This window comes from Salmonella sp. NW177, assembly GCF_051811585.1.
In the GTDB taxonomy this organism is placed as follows: domain Bacteria; phylum Pseudomonadota; class Gammaproteobacteria; order Enterobacterales; family Enterobacteriaceae; genus Salmonella; species Salmonella enterica.
In genome coordinates this window covers 240,849-266,996 of record NZ_JAMMZV010000002.1, presented here as the reverse complement: position 1 = coordinate 266,996, position 26,148 = coordinate 240,849, and the positions used below count along the sequence as shown (strand labels likewise).

Annotated in this window: 28 protein-coding genes, 1 tRNA gene and 2 pseudogenes; 20 read left to right on the top strand and 11 right to left on the bottom strand. The window is 52.8% G+C overall.

Annotated features, from left to right (window positions below; translation table 11 throughout):
- Positions 1-6 precede the first annotated feature (6 nt).
- From yqgB to NA986_RS07985, 3 genes are all read right to left on the bottom strand, one after another.
- Positions 7-138: an acid stress response protein YqgB gene (gene yqgB / locus NA986_RS07995; RefSeq protein WP_000729109.1), complete on the bottom strand. Its 132-nt coding sequence runs from the start codon at positions 136-138 to the stop codon at positions 7-9.
- An 85-nt stretch (positions 139-223) separates the two neighbouring features.
- The gene (locus NA986_RS07990) at positions 224-373 is read right to left on the bottom strand and encodes a hypothetical protein (RefSeq protein WP_001751809.1); all 150 of its coding nucleotides are present in this window, start codon (positions 371-373) and stop codon (positions 224-226) included.
- 59 nt (positions 374-432) lie between these two features.
- Entirely contained in the window at positions 433-732 is a 300-nt protein-coding gene (locus NA986_RS07985; protein ID WP_001543499.1) for a hypothetical protein, read from the bottom strand.
- Positions 733-787: 55 nt separating this feature from the next.
- On the opposite strand from NA986_RS07985, the gene metK reads away from it, so the two are divergent.
- The 8 genes from metK to ruvX all read left to right on the top strand — a co-directional run bounded on the left by metK (position 788) and on the right by ruvX (position 8,177).
- The gene (metK, locus tag NA986_RS07980; RefSeq protein ID WP_001062140.1) at positions 788-1,942 is read left to right on the top strand and encodes a methionine adenosyltransferase; all 1,155 of its coding nucleotides are present in this window, start codon (positions 788-790) and stop codon (positions 1,940-1,942) included.
- A gap of 492 nt (positions 1,943-2,434) precedes the next feature.
- Positions 2,435-3,829: a galactose/proton symporter gene (gene galP, locus NA986_RS07975; RefSeq protein WP_001113171.1), complete on the top strand. Its 1,395-nt coding sequence runs from the start codon at positions 2,435-2,437 to the stop codon at positions 3,827-3,829.
- A gap of 78 nt (positions 3,830-3,907) precedes the next feature.
- Positions 3,908-4,405 (top strand): SprT family zinc-dependent metalloprotease, encoded by a 498-nt coding sequence (locus tag NA986_RS07970; RefSeq protein ID WP_000856775.1) that lies wholly within the window; start codon positions 3,908-3,910, stop codon positions 4,403-4,405.
- 94 nt (positions 4,406-4,499) lie between these two features.
- A complete protein-coding gene (gene endA / locus NA986_RS07965; protein WP_000286124.1) occupies positions 4,500-5,207 on the top strand; it encodes a deoxyribonuclease I in 708 nt (235 codons plus the stop codon).
- Positions 5,208-5,283: 76 nt separating this feature from the next.
- Positions 5,284-6,015: a 16S rRNA (uracil(1498)-N(3))-methyltransferase gene (gene rsmE / locus NA986_RS07960; RefSeq protein ID WP_001675718.1), complete on the top strand. Its 732-nt coding sequence runs from the start codon at positions 5,284-5,286 to the stop codon at positions 6,013-6,015.
- Between the two features lie 19 nt (positions 6,016-6,034).
- Positions 6,035-6,982: a glutathione synthase gene (gene gshB / locus NA986_RS07955; RefSeq protein WP_000593248.1), complete on the top strand. Its 948-nt coding sequence runs from the start codon at positions 6,035-6,037 to the stop codon at positions 6,980-6,982.
- Positions 6,983-7,197: 215 nt separating this feature from the next.
- On the top strand, positions 7,198-7,761 hold the full coding sequence (locus NA986_RS07950; RefSeq protein ID WP_001053167.1) for a YqgE/AlgH family protein: 564 nt from the start codon (positions 7,198-7,200) through the stop codon (positions 7,759-7,761).
- Positions 7,761-8,177 carry a Holliday junction resolvase RuvX gene (gene ruvX, locus NA986_RS07945; RefSeq protein ID WP_000017096.1) on the top strand — a complete coding sequence of 139 codons (417 nt, stop codon included), beginning with the start codon at positions 7,761-7,763 and terminating at the stop codon, positions 8,175-8,177. Before NA986_RS07950 ends, ruvX begins: the two co-directional genes overlap by 1 nt.
- Before the next feature lie 46 nt (positions 8,178-8,223).
- On the opposite strand, the gene NA986_RS07940 is transcribed toward ruvX, so the two are convergent.
- Positions 8,224-8,910, bottom strand: a complete 687-nt coding sequence (locus NA986_RS07940) for an IclR family transcriptional regulator domain-containing protein (protein ID WP_023216287.1) — start codon at positions 8,908-8,910, stop codon at positions 8,224-8,226.
- A 131-nt stretch (positions 8,911-9,041) separates the two neighbouring features.
- A pseudogene (locus NA986_RS07935) lies at positions 9,042-10,022 on the bottom strand (type IV pilus twitching motility protein PilT).
- Positions 10,023-10,039: 17 nt separating this feature from the next.
- Between NA986_RS07935 and NA986_RS07930 the strand changes: the two are divergent.
- Genes NA986_RS07930 through hemW form a run of 5 tightly spaced genes read left to right on the top strand, consistent with a single transcriptional unit; the run spans position 10,040 to position 13,346 of the window.
- Positions 10,040-10,744 carry a YggS family pyridoxal phosphate-dependent enzyme gene (locus tag NA986_RS07930; RefSeq protein WP_000997790.1) on the top strand — a complete coding sequence of 235 codons (705 nt, stop codon included), beginning with the start codon at positions 10,040-10,042 and terminating at the stop codon, positions 10,742-10,744.
- 18 nt (positions 10,745-10,762) lie between these two features.
- The gene (locus NA986_RS07925) at positions 10,763-11,329 is read left to right on the top strand and encodes a YggT family protein (RefSeq protein WP_001094848.1); all 567 of its coding nucleotides are present in this window, start codon (positions 10,763-10,765) and stop codon (positions 11,327-11,329) included.
- On the top strand, positions 11,326-11,616 hold the full coding sequence (gene yggU / locus NA986_RS07920) for a DUF167 family protein YggU (RefSeq protein ID WP_001277203.1): 291 nt from the start codon (positions 11,326-11,328) through the stop codon (positions 11,614-11,616). Before NA986_RS07925 ends, yggU begins: the two co-directional genes overlap by 4 nt.
- Positions 11,617-11,623: 7 nt before the next feature.
- On the top strand, positions 11,624-12,217 hold the full coding sequence (locus NA986_RS07915; protein WP_001174769.1) for an XTP/dITP diphosphatase: 594 nt from the start codon (positions 11,624-11,626) through the stop codon (positions 12,215-12,217).
- A complete protein-coding gene (gene hemW, locus NA986_RS07910) occupies positions 12,210-13,346 on the top strand; it encodes a radical SAM family heme chaperone HemW (RefSeq protein WP_001096532.1) in 1,137 nt (378 codons plus the stop codon). The genes NA986_RS07915 and hemW overlap by 8 nt, the downstream gene beginning before the upstream one ends.
- Before the next feature lie 90 nt (positions 13,347-13,436).
- Here hemW and NA986_RS07905 read toward each other — a convergent pair whose 3' ends face one another.
- From NA986_RS07905 to trmB, 5 genes are all read right to left on the bottom strand, one after another.
- Complete coding sequence (locus NA986_RS07905) at positions 13,437-14,444, bottom strand: DUF1202 domain-containing protein (protein WP_023216288.1); 1,008 nt, start codon at positions 14,442-14,444, stop codon at positions 13,437-13,439.
- A 132-nt stretch (positions 14,445-14,576) separates the two neighbouring features.
- Entirely contained in the window at positions 14,577-15,623 is a 1,047-nt protein-coding gene (gene ansB / locus NA986_RS07900) for an L-asparaginase 2 (protein ID WP_000394189.1), read from the bottom strand.
- 188 nt (positions 15,624-15,811) lie between these two features.
- Positions 15,812-16,531 carry a DUF2884 domain-containing protein gene (locus NA986_RS07895; RefSeq protein WP_000984827.1) on the bottom strand — a complete coding sequence of 240 codons (720 nt, stop codon included), beginning with the start codon at positions 16,529-16,531 and terminating at the stop codon, positions 15,812-15,814.
- Positions 16,532-16,580: 49 nt separating this feature from the next.
- Positions 16,581-16,907: a YggL family protein gene (locus NA986_RS07890; protein ID WP_001107574.1), complete on the bottom strand. Its 327-nt coding sequence runs from the start codon at positions 16,905-16,907 to the stop codon at positions 16,581-16,583.
- The gene (trmB, locus tag NA986_RS07885; protein ID WP_000786890.1) at positions 16,907-17,626 is read right to left on the bottom strand and encodes a tRNA (guanosine(46)-N7)-methyltransferase TrmB; all 720 of its coding nucleotides are present in this window, start codon (positions 17,624-17,626) and stop codon (positions 16,907-16,909) included. Before trmB ends, NA986_RS07890 begins: the two co-directional genes overlap by 1 nt.
- Positions 17,627-17,780: 154 nt before the next feature.
- On the opposite strand from trmB, the gene mutY reads away from it, so the two are divergent.
- The 4 genes from mutY (at position 17,781) to NA986_RS07865 (ending at position 21,807) form a co-directional block, all read left to right on the top strand.
- On the top strand, positions 17,781-18,833 hold the full coding sequence (gene mutY, locus NA986_RS07880; RefSeq protein WP_001148957.1) for an A/G-specific adenine glycosylase: 1,053 nt from the start codon (positions 17,781-17,783) through the stop codon (positions 18,831-18,833).
- A gap of 27 nt (positions 18,834-18,860) precedes the next feature.
- Entirely contained in the window at positions 18,861-19,136 is a 276-nt protein-coding gene (locus NA986_RS07875) for an oxidative damage protection protein (protein ID WP_000091706.1), read from the top strand.
- A 112-nt stretch (positions 19,137-19,248) separates the two neighbouring features.
- A complete protein-coding gene (mltC, locus tag NA986_RS07870) occupies positions 19,249-20,334 on the top strand; it encodes a membrane-bound lytic murein transglycosylase MltC (protein ID WP_000976289.1) in 1,086 nt (361 codons plus the stop codon).
- A 216-nt stretch (positions 20,335-20,550) separates the two neighbouring features.
- Entirely contained in the window at positions 20,551-21,807 is a 1,257-nt protein-coding gene (locus NA986_RS07865; protein WP_001049803.1) for a nucleoside permease, read from the top strand.
- A gap of 61 nt (positions 21,808-21,868) precedes the next feature.
- Here the strand turns inward: NA986_RS07865 and NA986_RS07860 are convergent, their stop codons facing one another.
- The gene (locus NA986_RS07860; RefSeq protein WP_023216289.1) at positions 21,869-24,004 is read right to left on the bottom strand and encodes an ornithine decarboxylase; all 2,136 of its coding nucleotides are present in this window, start codon (positions 24,002-24,004) and stop codon (positions 21,869-21,871) included.
- 425 nt (positions 24,005-24,429) lie between these two features.
- On the opposite strand from NA986_RS07860, the gene NA986_RS07855 reads away from it, so the two are divergent.
- From NA986_RS07855 to NA986_RS07845, 3 genes and pseudogenes are all read left to right on the top strand, one after another.
- Positions 24,430-25,137, top strand: coding sequence for a DUF554 domain-containing protein (locus NA986_RS07855; RefSeq protein ID WP_023216290.1), 708 nt, complete (start codon positions 24,430-24,432; stop codon positions 25,135-25,137).
- Between the two features lie 105 nt (positions 25,138-25,242).
- Positions 25,243-25,318 (top strand) — tRNA-Phe (locus tag NA986_RS07850).
- 159 nt (positions 25,319-25,477) lie between these two features.
- Positions 25,478-26,136: pseudogene (locus NA986_RS07845) on the top strand (tyrosine-type recombinase/integrase); the annotation flags it as partial.
- Positions 26,137-26,148: the final 12 nt, after the last annotated feature.

Below are 26,148 nucleotides of genomic sequence, written 5' to 3'. Positions count from 1 at the left end.
CGAACCTCAATTTTTATTAGCAAGTGTAAAACAGTTGACTACTATCGCAATCCGAAGACGCGATAACAACCCATAGACAAGCGGATTTTCCAGCAGATAGCGCTGATGCTCCGCCTGCGCGACCGGTTTCTTTTTCATATCATTGTAAACACGTAACCGAACTCACAGATAACGGTTCGGCGAAACCACGAGAAAACTCTTGCGTTAACAAGAGCGCCCTTGTTCAGTCTTCAGCGCCATTGCCGGCTCTGGAATCCTGAGAAGCGCCGAGATGGGTATAACATCGGCAGGTATGCAAAGCAGAGATGCAGATTGCGGGGGACATGCGCGCACCAGAACGATGCGACAGATTCAGCAGAATACAACGGTTCATTATCTCGTATCACCTCCACGGCCGCCTCGTAAGACGAACCCACAAGCCAAAGCAACGTTTTAACCCGGCTGGAAGTGGCGACACGAAGAAAACGTCGTGTGCTTTTGTATGAGCCGCGCGTCGCGTTTTATACCCAGAACGCAGAAAAAAAGCAAAGCATAAATGCGCATAATGTCAGCATTATCAGAAACGTTTACCGCCTGATTTTGACCGACATTGCGACGGCCTTCAAAAAAAGCTGGAAATTGGGCGAAGAAGTGACCTAAAATAGCCGTCCAGATGTTAATCCATCCATACTGATTAACACTCAGACTGCCAGTGTCAGTAACCTTCAGACTCATGGTAGAATCTTCTGTCATGACTATTCCGCACAACAGTTTGAGCTAACTAAATTCTCCTTAGGTGAAATTAAATATGGCAAAACACCTTTTTACGTCTGAGTCCGTATCAGAAGGGCATCCTGACAAAATCGCAGACCAAATCTCTGATGCCGTGTTGGACGCTATCCTGCAACAGGATCCGAAAGCACGCGTCGCCTGTGAAACCTACGTTAAAACCGGCATGGTTTTAGTTGGCGGTGAGATCACCACCAGCGCCTGGGTCGATATCGAAGAGATTACCCGTAATACGGTGCGCGAAATTGGCTATGTGCATTCCGACATGGGCTTTGACGCCAACTCTTGCGCGGTACTGAGCGCAATTGGCAAACAGTCTCCGGATATCAACCAGGGCGTTGACCGCGCAGACCCGCTGGAACAAGGCGCGGGCGACCAGGGCCTGATGTTTGGCTACGCGACAAATGAAACCGACGTACTGATGCCTGCGCCAATCACCTACGCGCACCGTCTGGTACAGCGTCAGGCTGAAGTGCGTAAAAATGGCACCCTGCCATGGTTGCGCCCGGATGCAAAAAGCCAGGTCACTTTCCAGTATGACGACGGCAAAATCGTCGGTATCGACGCCGTGGTTCTCTCTACGCAGCACGCAGAAGATATCGACCAAAAATCGCTGCAAGAAGCGGTGATGGAAGAGATCATCAAACCCATTCTGCCGTCTGAATGGTTAAATACGTCCACTAAATTTTTTATCAACCCAACCGGGCGTTTTGTTATCGGCGGCCCGATGGGCGATTGTGGTCTGACCGGTCGTAAGATCATCGTTGATACCTACGGCGGTATGGCGCGTCACGGCGGCGGCGCCTTCTCCGGTAAAGATCCATCTAAAGTTGACCGTTCTGCAGCTTACGCTGCGCGTTATGTCGCGAAAAACATCGTGGCGGCAGGTCTGGCGGATCGCTGTGAAATCCAGGTCTCCTACGCTATCGGCGTAGCGGAGCCGACGTCCATCATGGTGGAAACGTTCGGTACTGAAAAAGTGCCTGCTGAACAGTTGATTCTGCTGGTGCGCGAATTCTTCGACCTGCGCCCGTACGGCTTGATTCAGATGCTGGATCTGCTGCACCCGATCTACAAAGAAACTGCGGCTTACGGCCACTTCGGTCGCGAAAACTTCCCATGGGAAAAAACCGACAAAGCGCAACTGCTGCGCGATGCTGCCGGTCTGAAATAATCGCCCGCGCCTGACGCTGTTTTTCAGTCAGGTAAACCATACCGTACTTATCAAGGCCAGCGCCCTGCTGGCCTTTATCATTGCTGATACACGCAACGTTATCAGATATTCCAGCGTGAATTTATACTGACCTTTTTGTGATGCGCAGCACAATCCACTCTCCCCTTTCGTTTCTTCGACTACACTTTTTATCATTCAGTTTCAGTCATCATGAAAGCGGTTACATTCATTTTCATTAAGAACTGACCGCATCACTATCGGTATGCTAATTCTGCGATGAAAATATTACATAATTTTTCAACTTTGTCTGAATACCAGGCGATTGATATGGTTATAAGATTATTAAAACTATTATTTTTCAGATAATTAAATAATCACCGAGATAAATAGTAGTGTAAACGATTACACCATTGTGATTAGCCTCACATCTTTTTACGGCGTACTCACCTACTCTTAACATCGATAAAATTGCTAACCCAACCGGAGGGCATAATGCCTGACAATAAAAAACAAGGGCGTTCCAACAAGGCCATGACATTTTTTGTCTGCTTTCTTGCAGCCCTGGCAGGATTACTTTTTGGCCTGGATATCGGCGTTATCGCCGGTGCTTTACCCTTCATTACCGACGAGTTTCAGATTACCGCACACACTCAGGAATGGGTGGTCAGCTCCATGATGTTTGGCGCGGCCGTCGGCGCTGTCGGCAGCGGCTGGCTCTCCTTTAAGCTGGGCCGTAAAAAAAGCCTGATGATCGGCGCTATCCTGTTCGTCGCCGGTTCGCTGTTCTCCGCTGCGGCGCCTAACGTTGAAGTCCTGATTATTTCTCGCGTGCTGCTGGGTCTGGCCGTCGGCGTCGCTTCCTACACTGCACCGTTGTACCTGTCCGAGATCGCGCCGGAAAAAATTCGCGGCAGTATGATCTCAATGTACCAACTCATGATCACCATCGGGATTCTGGGCGCTTATCTGTCCGATACCGCGTTCAGCTACAGCGGCGCATGGCGCTGGATGCTCGGCGTGATCATCATCCCGGCCATTCTGCTGCTGATCGGCGTCTTCTTCCTGCCGGACAGCCCGCGCTGGTTTGCGGCGAAACGCCGCTTCCATGATGCTGAACGCGTCCTGTTGCGCCTGCGTGACACCAGTGCGGAAGCAAAACGTGAGCTCGATGAAATTCGCGAAAGTTTGCAGGTTAAACAGAGCGGTTGGGCGCTGTTCAAAGAGAACAGCAACTTCCGCCGCGCCGTGTTTCTTGGCATTTTGTTGCAGGTCATGCAGCAATTTACCGGGATGAACGTCATCATGTATTACGCGCCGAAAATCTTCGAACTGGCGGGGTACACGAATACCACGGAGCAGATGTGGGGCACCGTTATTGTTGGTCTGACTAACGTGCTGGCAACCTTCATCGCTATCGGCCTGGTTGACCGCTGGGGCCGCAAGCCGACCCTGACGCTGGGCTTCCTGGTCATGGCGATTGGTATGGGGATTCTGGGTACGATGATGCACATCGGCATCCATTCGCCGTCTGCGCAATACTTCGCTATCGCTATGCTGCTGATGTTCATCATTGGATTTGCGATGAGCGCTGGTCCGCTGATTTGGGTACTGTGCTCCGAAATCCAGCCGCTGAAAGGCCGCGATTTCGGCATCACCTGCTCCACCGCGACCAACTGGATCGCCAATATGATCGTCGGCGCAACGTTCCTGACCATGCTGAACAATCTGGGTAACGCCAACACCTTCTGGGTCTACGCTGGCCTGAACGTGCTGTTTATCCTGCTGACCCTGTGGCTGGTGCCGGAAACCAAACACGTTTCGCTGGAACACATTGAACGTAACCTGATGAAAGGTCGTAAACTGCGCGAAATCGGCGCCCACGACTAATCCCTCCACGCTTCCTCCTGCCACAGGAGGAAGCGTTTTTCTTGCAGTCCCTCTTCCGTCGCACTATTCTCTGCCGCTATGAAAACCCCTCGTCTCCCTATCGCTATCCAGCAGGCCGTGATGCGCCGTCTGCGGGAAAATCTCGCCCAGGCGAACCTCAAGCTCGATAGACATTATCCGGAGCCGAAACTGGTGTATACGCAACGCGGCACCTCGGCGGGCACCGCCTGGCTGGAGAGCTACGAAATCCGCCTCAACCCGGTGTTACTGCTGGAAAACATCGACACCTTTATTGCAGAGGTCGTGCCGCATGAACTGGCGCATCTGTTGGTGTGGAAGCACTTCGGACGCAAGGCTCCGCATGGCAAGGAATGGAAGTGGATGATGGAAAGCGTGCTGGGCGTTCCGGCCAGACGTACCCATCAATTTGCGCTGCAATCCGTACGGCGCAATACCTTTCCCTATCATTGCCAATGCCAGCAACATCAACTCACCGTCCGCCGTCATAACCGCGTAGTACGCGGCGAAGCGGTTTATCGTTGCGTTCACTGCGGCGAACCACTGGTCGCCGGGTAGTTCCCGAAACGTCCGGGAACTTTCCTGAGCGGACTGATTGCATACAGACACAACTTTCGTTACGTTGCGGGCTCGTTTTGCTATGGAGTGTGCAATGTACCGTAATTTTTCTTTTGCCGCTGCGTTGCTGGCCGCAGCGTTTTCAGGCCAGGCCCTGGCCGATGGCATTAACAATTTTTCTCAGGCCAAAGCGGCGAGCGTCAAAGTCAATGCTGACGCGCCCGGCAGCTTTTACTGCGGGTGCCAAATCCGCTGGCAGGGTAAAAAAGGCGTCGTAGACCTGGAGTCCTGCGGCTATAAGGTGCGTAAAAACGAGAATCGCGCCAGACGCATTGAGTGGGAGCACGTTGTCCCCGCCTGGCAATTCGGTCATCAGCGCCAGTGCTGGCAGGACGGCGGGCGAAAAAACTGCGCTAAAGACCCGGTCTACCGCAAAATGGAAAGCGATATGCATAACCTGCAACCCGCGATTGGCGAAGTGAATGGCGATCGCGGCAATTTTATGTATAGCCAGTGGAACGGCGGCGAAGGTCAGTACGGGCAATGCGCCATGAAAGTGGATTTTAAAGCGAAGCTCGCCGAGCCGCCCGCCCGCGCCCGTGGCGCAATCGCCCGCACTTATTTTTATATGCGCGACCAATACCAACTGAAACTTTCCCGCCAACAAACGCAGCTTTTTAACGTCTGGGATAAGCAGTACCCCGTTACCGCCTGGGAGTGCGAGCGCGATGCGCGTATCGCGAAGGTCCAGGGTAATCATAATCCCTATGTGCAACGCGCTTGCCAGGCGCGAAAGAGCTAACCTACACTAGCGGGATTCTTGTTAACCCATGCCCTGGATAGCCAAACGCCGGGGCCATGACGCGGATTTTTTTATTATGCGTATTCCCCGCATTTATCACCCTGAATTGTTGACGTCCGGTACGCAGATTTCGTTATGCGAAGATGCGGCCAATCATATTGGTCGTGTACTGCGCATGGGAGCGGGACAAGCGTTACAGCTGTTTGACGGCAGTAATCAGGTATTCGATGCTGAAATCATTAGCGCCAGTAAGAAAAGCGTTGAAGTGCAAGTGATGAAAGGCGAAATCGACGATCGTGAATCGCCGCTGCATATCCATCTGGGCCAGGTGATGTCGCGCGGTGAAAAAATGGAATTTACTATCCAGAAATCGATCGAACTGGGTGTAAGCCTCATTACGCCACTGTTCTCTGAGCGCTGCGGCGTTAAACTGGATAATGAACGTCTGAACAAAAAGCGTCAGCAGTGGCAAAAGATCGCCATCGCCGCCTGCGAACAATGCGGGCGTAACCGGGTGCCGGAAATTCGCCCGCCGATGGCGCTGGAAGCCTGGTGCGCCGAGCAAGATTCCGGGCTGAAGCTCAATCTTCATCCGCGCGCCCATGCCAGCATCAACACTCTGCCGCTGCCGGTTGAACGCGTCCGACTGCTGATCGGCCCGGAAGGCGGGCTGTCGGCGGACGAAATCGCGATGACCGCGCGCTATCAGTTTACTGATATTCTGTTAGGACCTCGCGTTCTGCGTACTGAGACAACCGCGCTCACCGCCATTACCGCGCTACAGGTGCGTTTTGGCGACTTAGGATGAAGCGTTAACGGAGAAAATAATGATCAAGCTCGGCATCGTGATGGACCCCATCGCACACATCAACATCAAGAAAGACACCAGTTTCGCTATGCTGCTGGAAGCCCAACGTCGTGGTTATGAACTTCATTATATGGAGATGGCCGACCTTTATCTGATTAACGGCGAAGCCCGCGCCCGCACGCGAACGTTGAGCGTGGAGCAAAATTACGATAAATGGTACGAGTTCGGCAGCGAGCAGGAGATTAAACTCGCCGATCTGGACGTCATTTTGATGCGCAAAGATCCGCCGTTTGATACCGAGTTTATTTATGCGACCTATATTCTGGAACGCGCTGAAGAAGAAGGGACGCTGATCGTCAACAAACCGCAAAGCCTGCGCGACTGTAATGAAAAACTGTATACTGCCTGGTTTGCCGACCTGACCCCGGAAACGCTGGTAACGCGCAATAAAGCGCAGCTCAAAGCGTTTTGGGAAAAGCACGGCGATATCATTATGAAACCGCTGGACGGTATGGGCGGCGCGTCCATTTTCCGCGTTAAGGAAGGCGATCCTAACATAGGCGTTATTGCCGAAACGCTGACCGAGCTGGGCAACCGCTACTGCATGGCGCAGAACTATTTGCCCGCTATCAAAGATGGCGATAAGCGCGTCCTGGTCGTCGACGGCGAGCCGGTGCCTTACTGCCTGGCGCGTATTCCGCAGGGCGGCGAAACCCGCGGCAACCTGGCGGCTGGTGGTCGCGGCGAACCCCGTCCGTTGAGCGAAAGCGACTGGGAAATCGCCCGCCGCGTTGGGCCGACGCTTAAAGCCAAAGGGCTTATTTTCGTCGGTCTGGATATTATCGGCGACCGCTTAACGGAAATTAACGTGACCAGCCCAACCTGCGTGCGTGAAATTGAAGCGGAATACCCAATCTCTATCACCGGGATGTTGATGGACGCCATCGAAGCGCGTCTGGCGAAGTAAAGGTTTATTGCCCGGTGGCGTGCGCTTACCGGGCCTGAGCAATCACGCCGCCCCGGTCGGATAAGGCGGCGCATCAGCATCGCCATCCGGCAATCTATTGCCCGATAAGGCAGCCGTCCTTTGGCAAAAGACGGCTTATATGAGTGACAACCGTCCGCTTTCCCCACATACTGAACGCTGTCGTTTTTTTGAACCAGGAAACAGAACCTCTGACAATGAATTTACAGCATCACTTTCTTATTGCCATGCCTGCGCTCCAGGACCCGATTTTCCGCCGTTCCGTGGTGTATATTTGCGAGCACAACCAGGACGGAGCTATGGGGATTATTATTAATAAGCCTTTGGAAAATCTGCAAATTGAAGGGATTCTGGAAAAATTAAAAATTACGCCGGAACCGCGCGATTCGGCAATTCGTCTTGATAAAGCCGTGATGCTCGGCGGCCCGCTGGCGGAAGATCGCGGATTTATTCTCCATACTCCGCCGTCACGTTTCGCCTCCAGCATTCGTATCTCAGACAATACCGTGATTACCACCTCCCGCGATGTGCTGGAAACGTTAGGAACCCAACAACAGCCTTCCGATGTGCTGGTCGCGCTGGGCTACGCCTCCTGGGATAAAGGCCAGCTTGAACAAGAGTTGCTTGATAACGCCTGGCTTACCGCGCCCGCCGATCTCAATATTTTGTTCAAAACGCCCATTGCCGAGCGCTGGCGCGAAGCGGCAAAACTTATTGGCATTGATATTCTGACCATGCCTGGCGTTGCGGGGCACGCCTGATGAGCGGCACCTTACTGGCCTTTGACTTCGGCACAAAAAGCATCGGCGTTGCAATAGGACAACGCATTACCGGCACCGCCCGTCCGCTTCCGGCAATCAAAGCACAGGACGGCACGCCCGACTGGACGCTCATTGAACGTTTGCTGAAAGAGTGGCAGCCGGACGAAATTATTGTCGGGCTACCGCTCAATATGGATGGCACTGAACAACCGCTGACGGCGCGCGCACGTAAATTCGCCAACCGTATTCATGGGCGTTTCGGGGTAACTGTCACGCTGCACGATGAACGACTCAGCACCGTTGAAGCACGCTCCGGTCTGTTTGAACGAGGTGGGTATCGCGCGCTGAACAAAGGCAAAGTGGACTCGGCCTCCGCCGTGATTATCCTCGAAAGCTATTTTGAACAGGGGTATTAAAGCCGTTTTTGTCAGCAGGCGGATAACGCGGTCACGGTTGCCAGGCTTACTGGGCAATACGCTGGTTTAGTGCCTTCAGCGCCTGTAAACGCGCAGCCGCCTCCGCCTCATCAATCCGCCACATTCCCGCAAAGGCCAGCGCTGCGGCGTGCTTGCCTAGCGGTTGCGCCATAGAAACTTCACCATCAGCGTGATGCCACAGCACGTATCCCCGCTGGCGCTGCTGCGCCACATGCGGCGCCAGATTACGCCACTGCTCCGGAGTAAAACGCTGCATTAGCGCCTCATCGCTTTCTGCCGCCAGTAACGCCACTCCTGTTACCGACTGCCAGGCCGGGCACATGCGAAACCCCGCCAACGCCTGACTTCCCTGCGAACCCGGCGTAGAGTGATAAATATAGATAATCTGGTCCTCCCATAGCACGCCTAATGCCACCACGATGTCTCTGGGCGCATGGCGCTCAAGGATAGGCAACGCATGGGAGAACAGCGCTGAACCGCGAATCGCCTGCACCGCCAAAGCATGAATGCCTGGCCCGGGTAAATAGCGTCGGTGCTCATCCTGCATCGTGAGTCCAATAGAGGCCATCGTCATTAACAGGCGATTAACGCGCGTGGTATTAATATCCATCAGCCGGGCAAGCTCGCGACATCCGATAGCACGGTCGCTGGAGACCAGATATTGCAGACAGCGAATGCCATCTATCAGGCTTTGATTCGGTTGTGATGACATCGTTAAATGGCTTCGCTGTGGTTTTAACAAAGCTGCGATTTTAACGCCGGTTCGCCAGGATACAAGCCTGCATGCCGTTCAATCCACCGCGCCAGTCAACACTTTCCTCCCCCCCTACGCCGCCATCTTCGCTACAGTCGTCCCTGCGCCTGACGCCATTGCGCGCTCTGGGCGAATGTCATCATCCCCTGCTGCTGCCCGGTTTGTATCACGTGGGCCAACTGATGGAGTTTGCCTTCACGGATCAAATTCCCTGTGGCTGGCGTATTAATCAGTAATTCAAACAACGCCACGCGCCCATCCTGTCTGTCGACCTCCAGTTTTTGTGATAGTACGGCGCGCAGACTACCCGCCAGTTGGCTGCGTACCGGTTCTTTTTCCTGCGCCGGAAAACTATCCACTAATCTTTCCACCGCCTGCGCCGCACCGCGAGTATGCAGGGTTGCCAGTACCAGATGCCCCGTTTCCGCCGCCGTCAGCGCCAGGCGAATGGTCTCGCTGTCACGCAGCTCTCCCAGCAAAATGACATCGGGATCTTCACGTAACGCCGCGCGCAGCCCGGCGGCAAAAGTGGCGCAATGCTGGCCGATTTCCCGCTGCTGTATCAGGCAACGCTTGCTGGTGTAACGGTACTCAATAGGATCTTCCAGCGTCAGGATGTGTTTATCGGCATGTTGATTAAGATGTCCCACCATCGCCGCCAGCGTAGTGGATTTCCCGCAGCCAGTAGCGCCAGTGACCAGAATCAGTCCGTTCTCGCTGGCAAGCAGTGCGGGTACTATCGGCGGCGTCTGGATTTCCGCCAGATCAGGACAACGCTCGGGCAATAGCCGTAGCGCCAGCGACGTTCCCTGTTGATGTGTGAACGCACTGGCGCGCAGGCGCCGCGTGCCAGACAGCGAGACGGCGAAATCAAGCTGGCCGTGCGTTCGCCACTGATATTATTGCGCATCATTAAGCCAATCAAGCAGAAGCCTGTCGACATCAGGCGCGGTAAAAGGCGCTGTCTCCATGCGTCCTTGTTTGCGCCATCGCGCAGGCCAGGCGTTACACAGGTGTAGATCCGAGACGTTATGCTTTACACTAAGCGTCACAATTTCTTCCATATTCATATAAACATCCTCGGAAAATGAACGATATCGCGCATAACCTGGCACACATCCGGGACAAAATCTCCGCCGCGGCGACGCGTTGCGGCCGCTCTTCAGAAGAAGTTACGTTGCTTGCAGTGAGTAAAACCAAACCTGCGAGCGACATCGCAGAAGCCATTGCCGCCGGACAACGGGCATTTGGTGAAAATTATGTACAAGAGGGGGTGGAAAAAATCCGCCACTTTCAGGAAGCGAAAGTGGAAGGCCTGCACTGGCACTTTATAGGCCCTTTACAGTCCAACAAAAGTCGGCTGGTGGCCGAGCATTTTGACTGGTGTCATACCATCGATCGCCTGCGTATCGCCTCACGGCTGAGCGAACAGCGTCCGGATAATCTGCCAGCGCTGAATGTTCTGATCCAAATTAATATCAGCGATGAAAACAGCAAATCAGGCATTCCGCTGGCGGAACTGGATGAGCTGGCCGCTGCGGTGGCTACACTGCCGCGTCTGCGGCTTCGCGGACTGATGGCGATCCCGGCGCCAGAGTCAGATTATGTAAGGCAGTTTGAAGTCGCACGTCAAATGGCTGTAGCATTTGCCGGGCTGAAAGCGCGCTACCCTGACGTTGATACCCTATCTCTGGGTATGAGCGACGATATGGAAGCCGCGATTGCGGCAGGTAGCACAATGGTGCGCATCGGCACCGCTATCTTTGGTGCTCGTGATTACACAAAAAATTAAGGAAAACTGAGGAACGCCATGAATACGTTGACCTTCCTGCTCTCAACGGTAATTGAGCTGTATACCATGGTGCTATTATTGCGCGTGTGGATGCAGTGGGCCCGCTGTGACTTTTACAACCCTTTTTCCCAGTTCGTGGTGAAAATTACGCAGCCCATCATCGGACCGCTGCGTCGTATTATCCCGCCAATGGGGCCGATTGACAGCGCTTCCCTGCTGGTGGCGTTTATTCTTAGCGTTATTAAGGCGATAGTGCTGTTTAAGGTAATTACGTTTCAGGCGATTATCTGGATTGCCGCGGTGCTTATCTTGCTTAAAACAATCGGCCTGCTGATCTTCTGGGTGCTGCTGGTCATGGCTATCATGAGCTGGGTGAGCCAGGGTCGTAGCCCGATTGAATATGTATTGATTCAGCTTGCCGAGCCGCTGCTCAGCCCGATTCGCCGTATACTGCCTGCGATGGGCGGCATCGACTTCTCGCCGATGGTTCTGGTGCTGCTGCTGTATGTCGTTAATATGGGGATCGCTGAAGTCTTACAAGCGACAGGCAACATGTTGCTGCCGGGGCTGTGGATGGCGCTATGAGTGCTGTGACTCGCTGCGAAGACGGTCTGGTGTTACGGCTTTATATTCAGCCGAAAGCCAGCCGCGACAGTATTGTGGGCTTACATGGCGACGAGGTGAAAGTCGCCATTACCGCCCCGCCGGTTGATGGTCAGGCAAACAGCCATCTGATCAAGTTTCTCGGTAAACAGTTTCGCGTGGCGAAAAGTCAGATCGTCATCGAAAAAGGCGAGCTGGGCCGTCACAAACAGGTAAAAATTATTCACCCGCAACAGATCCCGCCGGAAATTGCGGCGTTAACTGAGTAGGTATTCCATGCAAAAAGTTGTTCTCGCAACCGGCAACGCCGGTAAAGTGCGCGAGCTCGCGTCGCTGTTAAGCGATTTTGGGCTTGATGTGGTAGCGCAAACGGAACTGGGCGTCGATTCCGCGGAAGAAACCGGCCTGACGTTTATTGAAAACGCGATTCTCAAAGCGCGCCATGCCGCTAAAATGACCGGTCTGCCCGCCATTGCCGATGACTCCGGTCTGGCCGTTGACGTTTTAGGCGGCGCGCCGGGTATCTATTCCGCGCGCTATTCTGGCGAAAACGCGACAGATCAGCAAAATCTGGAAAAACTGCTGCATACTCTACGAGATGTTCCGGACGACAAACGCCAGGCGCGATTCCATTGTGTACTGGTTTATTTGCGTCATGCCGAAGATCCCACACCGATAGTCTGTCACGGTAGTTGGCCTGGCGTCATTACTCGCCAGGCGGCCGGAAATGGCGGATTTGGCTATGATCCCATTTTCTTCGTACCGTCTGAAGGCAAAACCGCCGCAGAACTGACCCGTGAAGAAAAAAGCGCGATTTCCCACCGTGGACAAGCGCTCAAGCTGCTGCTGGATGCGTTACGCAATGGCTAAACTACCGCCGCTCAGTCTTTATATTCATATTCCCTGGTGTGTACAAAAATGTCCATATTGCGACTTCAATTCCCATGCGTTGAAGGGCGAGGTGCCGCATGACGACTACGTCCAGCATCTGTTAAGCGATCTGGACGCCGATGTCGCCTGGGCGCAAGGGCGCGAAGTAAAGACCATTTTTATTGGCGGCGGTACGCCAAGCCTACTTTCCGGGCCGGCGATGCAAACGCTGCTGGACGGCGTGCGCGCGCGCCTGAACCTGGCGGCGGATGCGGAAATTACTATGGAAGCGAACCCCGGCACGGTCGAAGCCGACCGCTTCATCGACTATCAGCGCGCCGGCGTAAACCGGATCTCCATTGGCGTACAGAGCTTTAGTGAGCCTAAGCTGAAACGTCTTGGCCGTATTCACGGTCCACAAGAGGCGATGCGGGCAGCAAGACTGGCAAATGGGCTTGGGCTACGCAGCTTTAACCTCGACTTGATGCATGGATTGCCGGACCAGACGCTGGAAGAGGCGCTGAATGATTTGCGACAGGCAATTGCGCTTAATCCGCCGCATCTCTCATGGTATCAATTGACGATTGAACCCAACACTCTGTTCGGTTCGCGTCCGCCGGTTTTACCGGACGATGACGCTCTGTGGGATATCTTTGAGCAGGGCCACCAGTTATTAACCGCCGCGGGCTATCAGCAATACGAAACGTCGGCCTATGCCAAACCCGGTTATCAGTGCCAGCATAATCTGAACTACTGGCGCTTTGGCGACTATCTGGGGATTGGCTGCGGCGCCCACGGTAAAGTCACCTTCCCGGGCGGCAGGATCCTGCGCACCACCAAAACCCGTCACCCACGCGGTTATATGCAGGGACGTTACCTGGAAAGCCAGCGTGACGTGAGTGATGACGATAAACCCTTTGAGTTCTTTATGAATCGTTTTCGGTTGCTGGAGCGCGCGCCTCGCGCCGAATTTGTCGACTATACCGGGCTTACGGAAGCGGTTATTCGTCAGCCAATCGACGAGGCTATTGCCCAGGGCTACCTGACCGAATGCGAGCAATACTGGCAGATTACCCGTCACGGTAAACTATTTTTAAACTCTCTTCTTGAGTTGTTTCTCGCGGAATAACAAGGATAAGCCTGTCGCGCCAGCGGGTAAAATACCTGATGGCGCGACGCTTACCGACCTGTGGCGGTTAATGCGCCGCCAGCAAGCGCATTATTTAATAACGCCTTTACGACGCAAATCGTCCGTATCTTTTTTCCAGCGCTCGTAACCGTCATTAATATCCGAGATTTTCATGCGGATATCACTCTGTTGCATCTGAAGTTTCTGTACCGCTATATTCAGCGGATATTGTCCTTTCTCTAACGTTATCCAGTCATTCTGCGCTTTTCGACGCAGCTCTTCTGATTTCAAAAATACCTGCCGCCGTTGCTCGTGTATGTCTAAATCTCTTTTCTGCTGAATAGCCGCTTCATTGCACGGCTCACTCTGCTTACGGCACGCGTCTAATGCCGGTTGATAGACCTCTTTTTCGTATTTCTCGGCATATACGCTGCTATCGTTGGCTTTTACATAATCATCGCGCTCTTTTAACGTCTTTTTAAACGCCTCGGCGCGGGTCAACGGTTTCCCATCAGCGCCTTTTCCCCAATATGCGTCCGCTTCTTTTTTAGCTACCGCTATTTTCTTATCCAGGGCAGAGAGTTGTTCTTCAAGACCGGGGATCGACGCTTTCTGCGCACGCCAGGAGGCTTCAATGTTGCCAAACCGATAGTTAAAGTCATCACTGTTGACGATCAGGTATTTATCATTCGTTTTAATGTCGTCAATAGCCCGGCCCTGATCGCTGGCTGCCATTTGTAATGAGTAATAGCTCACCGTCCAGCCAGAGGCTGGCGTCCCTTTGCTGGTTAACATGGCAGAAAATTTAACGGGACGATCTTTGGTCCAGGTTTTTTCAACAAAATAATAATCCGCCGCCATACCAACGCCGGTATACATATCTTCACGGGAAGAAATATCCCCTTCGGCAGACCAGGTGGCCTGATTGCCCGTCGAATCAAGATTTTTTAAGGTAATGGAATCCAGTTTAAGTATGCCGTGGTACTGCTTACTAAACTGTTCTTTTAAGATGTTATCGGAGGGTTGAGCAACCTCTGCCCAACTATAGCCTGAAATCAGGACAAACAGCGCTGCGCCAGCAATCCATTGTCGAACCACTTGTGGACCTCCCGTCCAGAAACATGACGCCCACGATTATCATAACCAGGATGATAATTAGCAAGATAATAGTGTTGGTTGTGCGAGAGGTCTTCCAAAGATAGCCCCGGCCTTCCGACCGGGGCATTATCTTTAATACTGATTAAACATCGTCTGGATCTGTTTTGGATCTTTAGTCTGGGTTAACGCCAGTTGCAGTAAGACACGCGCTTTTTGCGGGTTCAGCGTGCCGGAAGCGACAAAGCCGTATTTTGCATCGTCAACTTCCGCATCCTGCGTGGTTGCGCCAGTCGGCACACGTGAAGAACGCACCACTACCGTACCGTTGTGCGCGGCGGTCGCCAGGGTATCAAAGACCGTTTTATACAGGTTGCCGTTACCCACGCCTGCGCTCACGATCCCGTCATAACCCGCGTCTACCAGCGCTTTTGCCGGCAGATCGGACGCATTCGCATAGTTATAAACGATACCGACTTTCGGCAACGCGGTCAGCTTCGACACGTCGAACGGGGTGGAGGTGGTATGTTTACGCTCTGGCGTACGCTGGTAGTCAATTTTACCGTTGTGGATATAACCCAGCGGGCCGTAGTTAACCGCTTTGAACGTCGCCACGTCAGTCGTATTGGTCTTAGTGACGTCGCGTCCGTCCATGACGGTATCATTCATTACCACCAGCACGCCGCGATTGGCAGACTGTTTATCAGCCGCTGTTACTACCGCATTATAGAGGTTGAACGGGCCATCTGCGCTCATTGACGTGGAAGGACGCATCGCGCCGACCAGTACCACCGGTTTATTGCATTTCACGGTCAGATCGAGGAAATAAGCGGTCTCTTCCATCGTATCAGTACCGTGGGTGATCACGAAACCGTCGGTGCTGTCGCACTCGGTATTGATTTTTTTCGCCAGCGTGAGCCAGACTTCATCGTTCATATCCTGCGAGCCAATGTTAACGACCTGCTCGCCTTTCACTACCGCAATGTCCTTCAATTGAGGAACGGCATCCACCAGATTTTCGACGCCGACTTTACCTGCCGTATAATTTGATTTTGTTGCTGAATCACCACCGCCAGCGATCGTTCCGCCGGTCGCTAAGATGGTGATATTCGGTAAAGCGAACGCTGCGCCGCTGAAACCCATTACCAGAGCAGCTAATGCCGTTTTCCTGAAAAACTCCATGTTATATCTCCAGTTATGTCAACTGGTCGCATTATCTCTATATTGCAGACGAATAATGTGACGCCATACGATTAACCAGCGATATATATCCGACAGAGAGTATTTTTTAGAGATGGATAACAAAATGCAGGAAAAAACAGAATAAAAAGGCGCAGATACGATCTGCGCCATTGTTTAAAAAGAAAAGATTACTTCAGGCTGCCAACCAGCGCTTTGCGGCTATCTTCTAAGGTCACTACGCGGCTACAGACATCTTTGCCAAACTGCTGGAAATCTTTCTCCTGGTTTTTCCATTCGTTCTGGATAGCGGTTTGCAAACCACCGAGGCTGCCCATCACACCCTGTAAAGGATTGCCGCCGCCTTTAAGCACCGCTTTGGCGCCCATTTCGTTAATGCTGTCCTGCAAAATACCGCCCATCGCCTGATTCACCAACTGCTGACCGTCGGCACGCACCTGGTCGATAGCCTTATAGTGGAACGTCAGGCCGTCCGTACGATGTTCGATAATGCGGTTCATTTGCGCTTTTAATTGCGCATCAAGCTTCGTCAGACGGCTACGCATGTTGCTGCTTTCGCCCACCTCTTTAGCGATGATTTTATCCAGCGCCACGCGGCCTTTTTCGACGCGCGATCGGGCGCCCTCATCAATCCACGGCAGCGCGCTTCGCAGCTCCGCCTGGTAATCTTTCGCTTGCTCGCGCTGCGCGGCGCTAAGGGTGTACTGCTTACCGTTGTACATCACATTGCCGTCCGGCGTGATCACCAGGTTGCCGTTTTCACCTTTCACCTGCACCGTTTGTGGACTCAGGATCACATCGTCACGCGGCGTGACGCTGCATTTGTAATCTGCATGAGCGGCCATCGCCGTAAACGTTAGCACTGCCGCCAGCAGCGTTTTGCGCATCATAACTTTCCCTCAAGACAAAGCGGGCCGGCATTTGCCGACCCTGTACTTATTAGTCCCACCAAACGTCGAAAAGTTCGCTGGTTCGGACTTCTTCAAGGTTGCGTGCTTCCAGCCACTTACGCACAATCGCCTGATGTTCTTCGGTACATTTACCGATTTCCTGCATACAAATCAGCCCTTCCCAGGCCAGGTAGCCGCTGCCGTCAAACGCCAGTTTATTAGGCTCAATAACGTCATTAATAAAGTCATCGACAGTCTTATCGACCTGCTCTTCAGATGTACCTTCCGGAAAACGCCATGCCACCGAAAATCCTAATTCCTGGAATTCGTCAATGTGCATTTTTTTACGCAGACGACGACTACGGTTCTTTGCCATTATTTCACCCTCTCGAACATTAAGTCCCATACGCCATGACCAAGACGATGGCCACGTTGTTCAAATTTCGTTACCGGGCGCGATTCCGGGCGCGGTACATAATCATTGCTCTCTGACAGATTTTTGTACCCGTCGATAGAAGACATGACTTCAAGCATGTGTTCCGCATACGCTTCCCAGTCGGTCGCCATATGGAAAACGCCGCCCAATTTCAGCTTGCTCAATACCAGTTCAGCAAACGGCACCTGAACGATACGGCGTTTATTATGACGCGCTTTATGCCACGGGTCAGGGAAAAAGAGCTGAACCATCGATAAAGAATTGTCAGGAATCATTTTATGCAACACTTCTACCGCGTCGTGGCACATGACGCGCAGGTTTTCAACGCCCTCTTCATGAGCGGACGCCAGACACGCGCCGACACCGGGTGAATGCACTTCAATGCCGAGGAAATTCTGCTCCGGGCGCGCTTTCGCCATCGCCACGAGAGACGCCCCCATGCCAAAACCAATCTCCAGCGTCACCGGCGCTTCGCGACCAAACAACGTGGCGAAATCTACCGGCGCTTCGCTGAACTCGACGCCCATCACCGGCCAGTAGTTTTCCAGCGCGTGCTCTTGCCCCTTTGTCAGTCGCCCCTGGCGACGAACAAAACTACGAATACGGCGCAGCGGGCGACCGTTTTCATCAAATTCCGGTGAAATGACGTCGTTTTTCATAAAAGTGTAGTCTGCTGTGTTTGAGTTCTGAAAACGGGCATTATCCAAAGTTAGTTGCCGGATGCAAGCATGAAGCGCACTGCGGAAAGTTCCGGTTTACACCCTGCGGCCTCTGTGCTGCAATCTTGCCCCCGGCAATAATGAATGAGTTTCCATGCAAGCGTCTCAATTTTCAGCCCAGGTTCTGGACTGGTACGACAAATACGGGCGGAAAACGCTGCCCTGGCAAATTAACAAGACGCCTTACAAAGTATGGCTCTCGGAAGTCATGTTGCAACAAACGCAGGTGACGACGGTGATTCCTTACTTTGAGCGATTTATGGCGCGCTTTCCCACGGTAACGGATTTAGCGAATGCGCCGCTGGATGAAGTGCTCCATTTATGGACCGGGCTCGGCTATTACGCCCGCGCGCGTAATTTGCATAAAGCGGCGCAACAGGTGGCGACGCTTCACGGTGGAGAATTCCCGCAAACTTTTGCCGAAATCGCCGCGCTACCCGGCGTCGGGCGTTCAACCGCCGGCGCAATTCTCTCCCTCGCGTTAGGTAAACATTATCCGATTCTTGATGGAAACGTTAAACGTGTGCTGGCTCGCTGTTATGCTGTTAGCGGCTGGCCTGGAAAAAAAGAGGTGGAGAATACGCTGTGGACGCTGAGCGAGCAAGTGACGCCCGCACGCGGCGTGGAGCGTTTTAATCAGGCGATGATGGATCTGGGCGCGATGGTTTGTACGCGTTCAAAGCCAAAGTGCACCCTGTGTCCGCTGCAAAACGGTTGTATCGCCGCTGCGCATGAAAGCTGGTCACGCTATCCGGGCAAGAAACCGAAACAGACGTTGCCGGAGCGGACGGGTTACTTTTTATTGTTACAGCATAATCAGGAGATTTTCCTGGCGCAGCGCCCTCCCAGCGGTTTATGGGGCGGACTCTACTGCTTTCCGCAGTTCGCCAGCGAAGCTGAATTACGTGAATGGCTGGCGCAACGGCATGTTAACGCTGATAATTTGACCCAGCTTAACGCGTTTCGCCACACATTTAGCCATTTCCACCTGGATATTGTGCCTATGTGGCTTCCCGTGTCGTCACTGGACGCCTGCATGGATGAAGGCAGCGCGCTCTGGTATAACTTAGCGCAACCGCCGTCAGTCGGACTGGCGGCCCCCGTGGAGCGCTTGTTACAGCAGTTACGTACCGGAGCGCCAGTTTAACGCCCCGGTCGATGAAGAGGATGACTTATGAGCAGAACGATTTTTTGTACTTACCTGCAACGCGACGCTGAAGGGCAAGATTTTCAGCTCTACCCTGGCGAACTGGGAAAACGTATCTATAACGAGATCTCTAAGGACGCGTGGGCGCAGTGGCAGCATAAGCAGACCATGTTGATTAACGAGAAAAAGCTCAACATGATGAACGCCGAGCACCGTAAACTGCTGGAACAGGAGATGGTGAGCTTCCTGTTCGAAGGCAAAGACGTTCATATCGAAGGTTATACGCCGGAAGATAAAAAATAGGCCCGTTGCTGAATGAGGCTGCGCTTATTCGGCCGGTGAGTTATGCCGGATAAGCCCTTAGCGCCGCTGCCCGGCAACATGGCATAACGACAACACAACATGCACTCCCGGAATGATGAAAAAATTACTCGCGCTTGCTGTTATTGCGCCGTTGCTCATCTCCTGCTCCAGTTCGACCAAAAAAGGCGAGACGTATAATGAAGCCTGGGTCAAGGATACCAACGGCTTTGATATTTTGATGGGGCAATTTGCCAACAATATTGAAAATCTGTGGGGATATAAGGAAGTCCTGATCGCCGGGCCGAAAGACTACGTCAAATATACCGATCAGTTCCAGACCCGTAGCCACATCAACTTTGATGATGGGACCATTACCGTGGAAACCATCGCCGGGACGGAACCTACCGCACATCTGCGCCGAGCCATTATTAAAACGTTGCTCATGGGTGACGACCCAACCTCCGTCGATCTTTACTCCGATGTCGATGACATAAAAATTTCTAAAGAACCCTTCCTGTATGGTCAGGTCCTCGACAATACCGGCCAGCCTATTCGCTGGGAAGGCCGCGCCACGACATTCGCGGATTACTTGCTGAAAACGCGGCTCAAAAGCCGCAGTAACGGCCTGCGTATTATTTACAGCGTCACCATTAATCTGGTGCCGAACCACCTTGATAAACGCGCGCATAAATACATTGGCATGGTACGCCAGGCCTCCCGTAAATACGGCGTTGACGAGTCGCTGATTCTGGCGATTATGCAAACGGAGTCCTCGTTTAACCCGTATGCGGTCAGCCATGCGGATGCGCTGGGCCTGATGCAGGTGGTGCAACACAGCGCCGGGAAAGATGTTTTCCGTTCTCAGGGTAAGTCCGGCACGCCAAGCCGTAACTTCCTGTTCGACCCCGCCAGCAATATCGATACCGGCACAGCGTATCTGGCGATGTTGAATAATGTCTATCTGAGCGGTATTGAGAATCCGACGTCGCGGCGCTATGCGGTCATTACCGCCTACAATGGCGGCGCAGGCAGCGTATTACGCGTATTCTCGAACGATAAGATTCAGGCCGCGAATATGATTAACCGCATGTCGCCGGGGGATGTGTACCAGATATTAACCACCCGACATCCATCTGCGGAGTCGCGCCGCTATCTGTATAAGGTGAATTCCGCCCAGCGATCGTATCGCCGCCGATAAACCATCGCATCCCGCCTCTGGCTGGCAAATGACAGAGGCGGGAAAGGTAAAAGTGTTAACTCCGTCACCCTTTTGCTTTGCAATCAGAAATTGTTTGCAAATATTTGTCACAGGTAACAAAAAAAGCCCGCCTCTCATTGATAGAATCACACCAAATCACAACGGCAAATGTGCCTTTTAAAACATTCATCCGCTCTCAGGTGTGAGGAAATTAACATGAATCTTAAGCTGCAGCTTAAAATACTCTCTTTTCTGCAGTTCTGTCTGTGGGGAAGCTGGCTCACTACCCTGGGCTCGTATATGTTCGTCACCTTAAAATTTGACGGCGCATCTATTGGCGCAGTTTATAGTTCACTGGGGATTGCCGCCGTCTTTATGCCGACCTTGTTAGGCATTGTGGCTGACAAATGGCTGAGCGCGAAATGGGTCTATGCCCTGTGTCATGTCGTCGGCGCCATCACGCTATTCATGGCCGCGGAAGTCACTACGCCTGGGGCGATGTTCTTTGTGATCCTGCTTAACTCGTTGGCCTATATGCCGACGTTGGGCTTGATCAATACCATATCGTATTACCGCCTGCAGTCTGCCGGCATGGATATTGTGACTGACTTCCCGCCTATCCGTATCTGGGGCACCATTGGCTTTATTCTGGCGATGTGGGGCGTGAGTTTCTCCGGTTTCGAGCTGAGCCATATGCAGCTTTATATCGGCGCGACGCTTTCCGTTCTGCTGGTACTGTTTACCTTTACCCTGCCGCACATTCCGGTGGCGAACCAACAGAAAAACCAGAGCTGGACATCAATGCTGGGCCTTGACGCTTTTGCGCTGTTTAAAAATAAGCGGATGGCGATTTTCTTCATCTTCTCCATGATGCTGGGCGCGGAACTGCAGATCACCAACATGTTTGGCAACACCTTCCTGCATAGCTTTGATAAAGATCCGCTATTCGCCAGTAGCTTTATCGTGCAGCACGCCTCGGTGATGATGTCGATTTCGCAGATTTCTGAAACGTTATTCATCCTGACCATTCCGTTCTTCCTGAGCCGTTATGGTATTAAGAACGTTATGCTTATCAGTATTGTGGCGTGGATGCTGCGTTTCGGCCTGTTCGCTTATGGCGACCCGACGCCGTTCGGTACCGTTCTGCTGGTATTGTCGATGATTGTGTACGGCTGCGCCTTCGACTTCTTCAACATTTCTGGCTCGGTGTTTGTCGAAAAAGAAGTACGCCCGGAAATCCGCGCCAGCGCGCAGGGGATGTTCCTGATGATGACCAACGGCTTCGGCTGTATCCTGGGCGGCATTGTGAGCGGTAAAGTGGTGGAGTATTACACTCAAAACGGCATTACCGACTGGCAGACCGTGTGGCTCATCTTCGCAGGCTACTCGCTGGTGCTGGCCTTCGCGTTCGTAGCCTTGTTCAAATACAAACACGTTCGCGTTCCGGCAGGTTCGCAACCCGTTGCACATTAATTCTTGCCCTGTTTCGCAGGCCGGATAAGGCGTAAATGCCTTATCCGGCCTGCAGGCAACGTTACTTTAAAACATATCCGTACAAGCGTTGAATTCCATCGGCATCGGTCTCGCTATACACTCCCTGCAATTCCGGCGAAAAACCGGGCAACAGATTGATGCCCTCTTCCAGCGCCAAAAAATAACGCTGCGCCGCGCCGCCCCAAATCTCCCCCGGCACCACGCACAGTACGCCCGGCGGGTATGGCAATGCCCCCTCGGCAGCAATACGCCCGCCCGCCTCGCTGATACGCACCAGTTCTACATCGCCGCGAATAAAGGCGCTGTTGGCATCCTGCGGGTTCATCGCCACATGCGGCAGGCTTTCTTTGCGGAACATCGCTTTTTGCAGATCCTTAATGTCAAAGCTAACGTACAGGTTGTGCATCTCCTGACATAGCTCACGCAGGGTGTAATCACGGTAGCGCACCGGGTATTTCTGAAAAACCGTCGGCAATACATCCGCAAGCGGCGTATCGTCTTCAATGTGCCGTTCAAATTGCGCCAGCATCGCGACCAGCCGCGCCAGTTTCTCTTCGCTCTCGGCGGGTGTCAGCAAGAACAGAATCGAGTTGAGATCGCACTTCTCAGGCACAATACCGTTCTCACGCAGATAGTGGGCGAGAATGGTCGCCGGGATGCCGAATTCGGTGTACCGCCCGCTATCGGCATCAATACCTGGCGTGGTCAGTAACAGTTTACAGGGGTCGACAAAATACTGGTCATCCGCATAACCCTCAAAGCCATGCCATTTCGCCCCGGGCTCAAAACTGAAGAAACGACGATTGCTGGCAATGGTCTCCGTTGGATATGCCTGCCACGGCTTGCCGTCAACCACCAGTGGGATAAAGGGCTGAAGCAGTTTGCAACGGGCGAGAATGGCTTTACGCGCGTCAATGCCCAGCGCAACGCACTCCGCCCACAGGCGGCGACCGCTCTCCCCTTCGTGGATTTTGGCATTGATATCCAGCGCCGCAAACAGCGGGTAGAACGGACTGGTTGAAGCATGCAACATGAAGGCGTTGTTCAGGCGTTTGTGCGGGCAAAAACGCGCCTGGCCGCGAATATGGTTATCTTTTTTGTGGATCTGCGAGGTTTGAGAGAACCCCGCCTGTTGCTTATGTACCGATTGGGTCACAAAGATCCCTGGGTCGTTTTCATTAAGCTCCAGCCGCAACGGCGAGGTATCCGCCATCATATTGATAAACTGCTCATAGCCTACCCACGCGGAGTCAAACAGAATGTAATCGCAGAGATGTCCGATTTTATCCACCACCTGACGGGCGTTGTAAATAGTGCCGTCATAGGTACCCAGCTGAATGATCGCCAGACGGAACGGACGCAGCGCATCGGCGCTTTCCGGCATCACGTCACGAATCTGGTCGCGCAGGTACGTTTCATCAAAACAGTGCGCATCAATGCCACCGATAAAACCAAACGGGTTACGCGCCGCTTCAAGATAGACTGGCGTCGCCCCGGCCTGAATCAGGGCGCCGTGGTGGTTGGATTTGTGATTATTACGATCAAACAGCACCAGATCGCCGCGCGTCAGCAGGGCGTTGGTGACCACTTTATTCGCCGCCGAAGTGCCATTCAGCACAAAGTAGGTTTTATCCGCATTAAACACTTTTGCCGCAAATTTCTGCGCGTGTTTGGCAGAACCTTCATGTATTAGCAGATCGCCAAGTTTCACATCGGCGTTACACATATCCGCACGAAACAGGTTTTCACCAAAAAAGTCATAAAAATGGCGGCCTGCGGGATGTTTTCTAAAAAACTCGCCATGCTGGTGCCCCGGGCAAGCAAAGGTACTATTCCCCATGTCGACATACTGGGTCAGGGTGCCATAAAAGGGCGGCAGAAGTTCCGCTTCGTAGCGACAGGCAGCGTTTTCCAGCTCCAGCCATTCCTGCGCGTTCCCGACTATTACCGCCGTAACGCCGACAGGCGCGCTGACGGGTTCATCCGCAAGCATAAACACCGGCAGGTGAAAACCGGTGCGTTTAAGCAACGCCAGAATACCGCTACGGCTGTCGGCAGTGGTAATGACGACTGCGGCCACATCGGTAAAGTCGGTACTGTCCAGCGCCACTACGTTTCGGTGGGTGGAGAGACGGGGGATGAGTTCACCGCTGGCGGCAATATTCATTGATTTCATAAGCGCAAATACCCGTTTCGGGAGTAGAGTAACCCCGGACAAGGCCCGATGCCTTGCCCAACGAGATGCCGGGTCAAACTGGATACCAGCTCCGACCGCCAGACATCAGTAAAAACAGACTGTTTCTGATTTTACTGTTGTCCTGCAGTGAGCGTGCGCTGCCCTCACCGCATAGCGGGGATGACAAAAAAAAGGAAAGAAAGGGGCAAACCTCGCGCAGTCAGGCGACAGTGAAGACAATATAAAGGCGCTATGTTCATCCCGGCGAGCCCCATGCTGGCAGGAGAAATTTCGCGCAATCATGGCACCTTTCACCAGACGGCGCAAGGTAAAATCAGCGCTCTATACGTCACAGATAGTCAAGCTATTAACAGCTTAATCGCGTGATAATAAGGCAATTTGAAAGACAAATAACAGGAGTCATTGTGGTAATTGGACCTTTTATTAACGCTGGCGCAATTTTATTCGGCGGCGTTATTGGCGCGCTGTTAAGTCAGCGTCTGCCAGAACGGATTCGCGTCTCAATGACGTCTATTTTTGGTCTGTGCTCTCTGGGTATTGGCATTCTGCTGGTGATGAAGTGCGCTAATCTTCCGGTGATGGTGCTGGCGACGCTGGTCGGCGCGCTTATCGGCGAGTTTTGTTTGCTGGAAAAAGGCATTAATGGCGCAGTCGCGAAAATCCAACAATTATTTATGGCATCGGGTAAGAAGCCAACACACGACTCATTTATTCAAAGTTACGTCGCTATCATTGTACTTTTTTGCGCCAGCGGCACCGGTATTTTCGGCGCGATGCATGAAGGGATGACCGGCGATCCAAACATTTTGATCGCTAAATCTTTTCTGGATTTTTTCACTGCCATTATTTTCGCCTGTTCGCTTGGCATCGCCGTTTCGGCGATTTGCGCGCCGATGTTGATTATCCAGTTAACGCTTGCCGCCTGCGCCACCCTCATTCTTCCACTGACTACGCCGGCAATGATGGGCGACTTTAGCGCCGTGGGCGGACTGCTGCTGGTGGCGACCGGCTTGCGTGTATGTGGAATCAAAATGTTTCCGATAGTGAATATGCTCCCGGCGCTGTTGCTGGCGATGCCGATTTCCGCCGCATGGGCGATGTTTTTTGCCTGATTCTGCGTGCAATAACAACAAAGTGGTGATAGATTGTGCAGTCTACGTTGATTTGAAGAAATTTCGTTGACGAAGCGAGGCGATTACGGTTTAATGCGCCTCGTTGCCCGGATAGCTCAGTCGGTAGAGCAGGGGATTGAAAATCCCCGTGTCCTTGGTTCGATTCCGAGTCCGGGCACCACCTTCCCTTTTTATACTTCCTTAAAAATCCCCATGTGTTTTTAATTCAATGAGTTAGTGGAAAAACTCTTCCCAGCGAATTTCTATTTATCCGCCCAAATCAGGGGCTTTTGGTGGTCAACTCGGTGCTCAGTCCGGTTAGATAAAGGAGTGCCCTCAAATGGCATTAACCGACAAACAAGCCCGTAGTGCAAAGCCTTCTGATAAACCCTACAAACTCGCTGATACACTCGGCCTGTATCTTCTGGTAAAACCCAACGATTTTCGTATCTGGTATTTCAAATATCGTTTTGAGGGAAAAGAGTCCGGGGTATCATTCGGTCCTTATCCCGAAACTTCACTCGCCCTTGCCCGCGAAAAACGCGATGCCACCCGGCGCGTACTAAAATCCGGCTTTACCCCTTCTCAGCAGCGCCGGGACGAAAAAAGGTTATCAATGAATGACTAATGTTCCAGTACATCTCTAGATTGTGGCATACCGGCTGCCTGAAACTCTGGTCAGAAGGTCACGCCAATAAAATTCCTGTCTGCCTCCAACACTACGTTTTCCCTGATATCGGCGCAATGGGTATTTCGGCGACTTAAACCCTACATCTCGCACGACTGGTCAGAGACATTGATGATAAAGGTGTGCATGTTGTTGCCGGACGTATACGCCAGTATCTGACCAAAATTATGCGCCACGCCGTACAGCAGGGAACGATTAAATATAATCCGGCATTCGATCTGGATGGCGTTGTAACTCCTGTTATAACCCAGCATCACCCCGCCCTTCACCTGAAACGCCTGCCTGAATTGCTGGGCTATATCGACACCTACAACAAGGCCGGA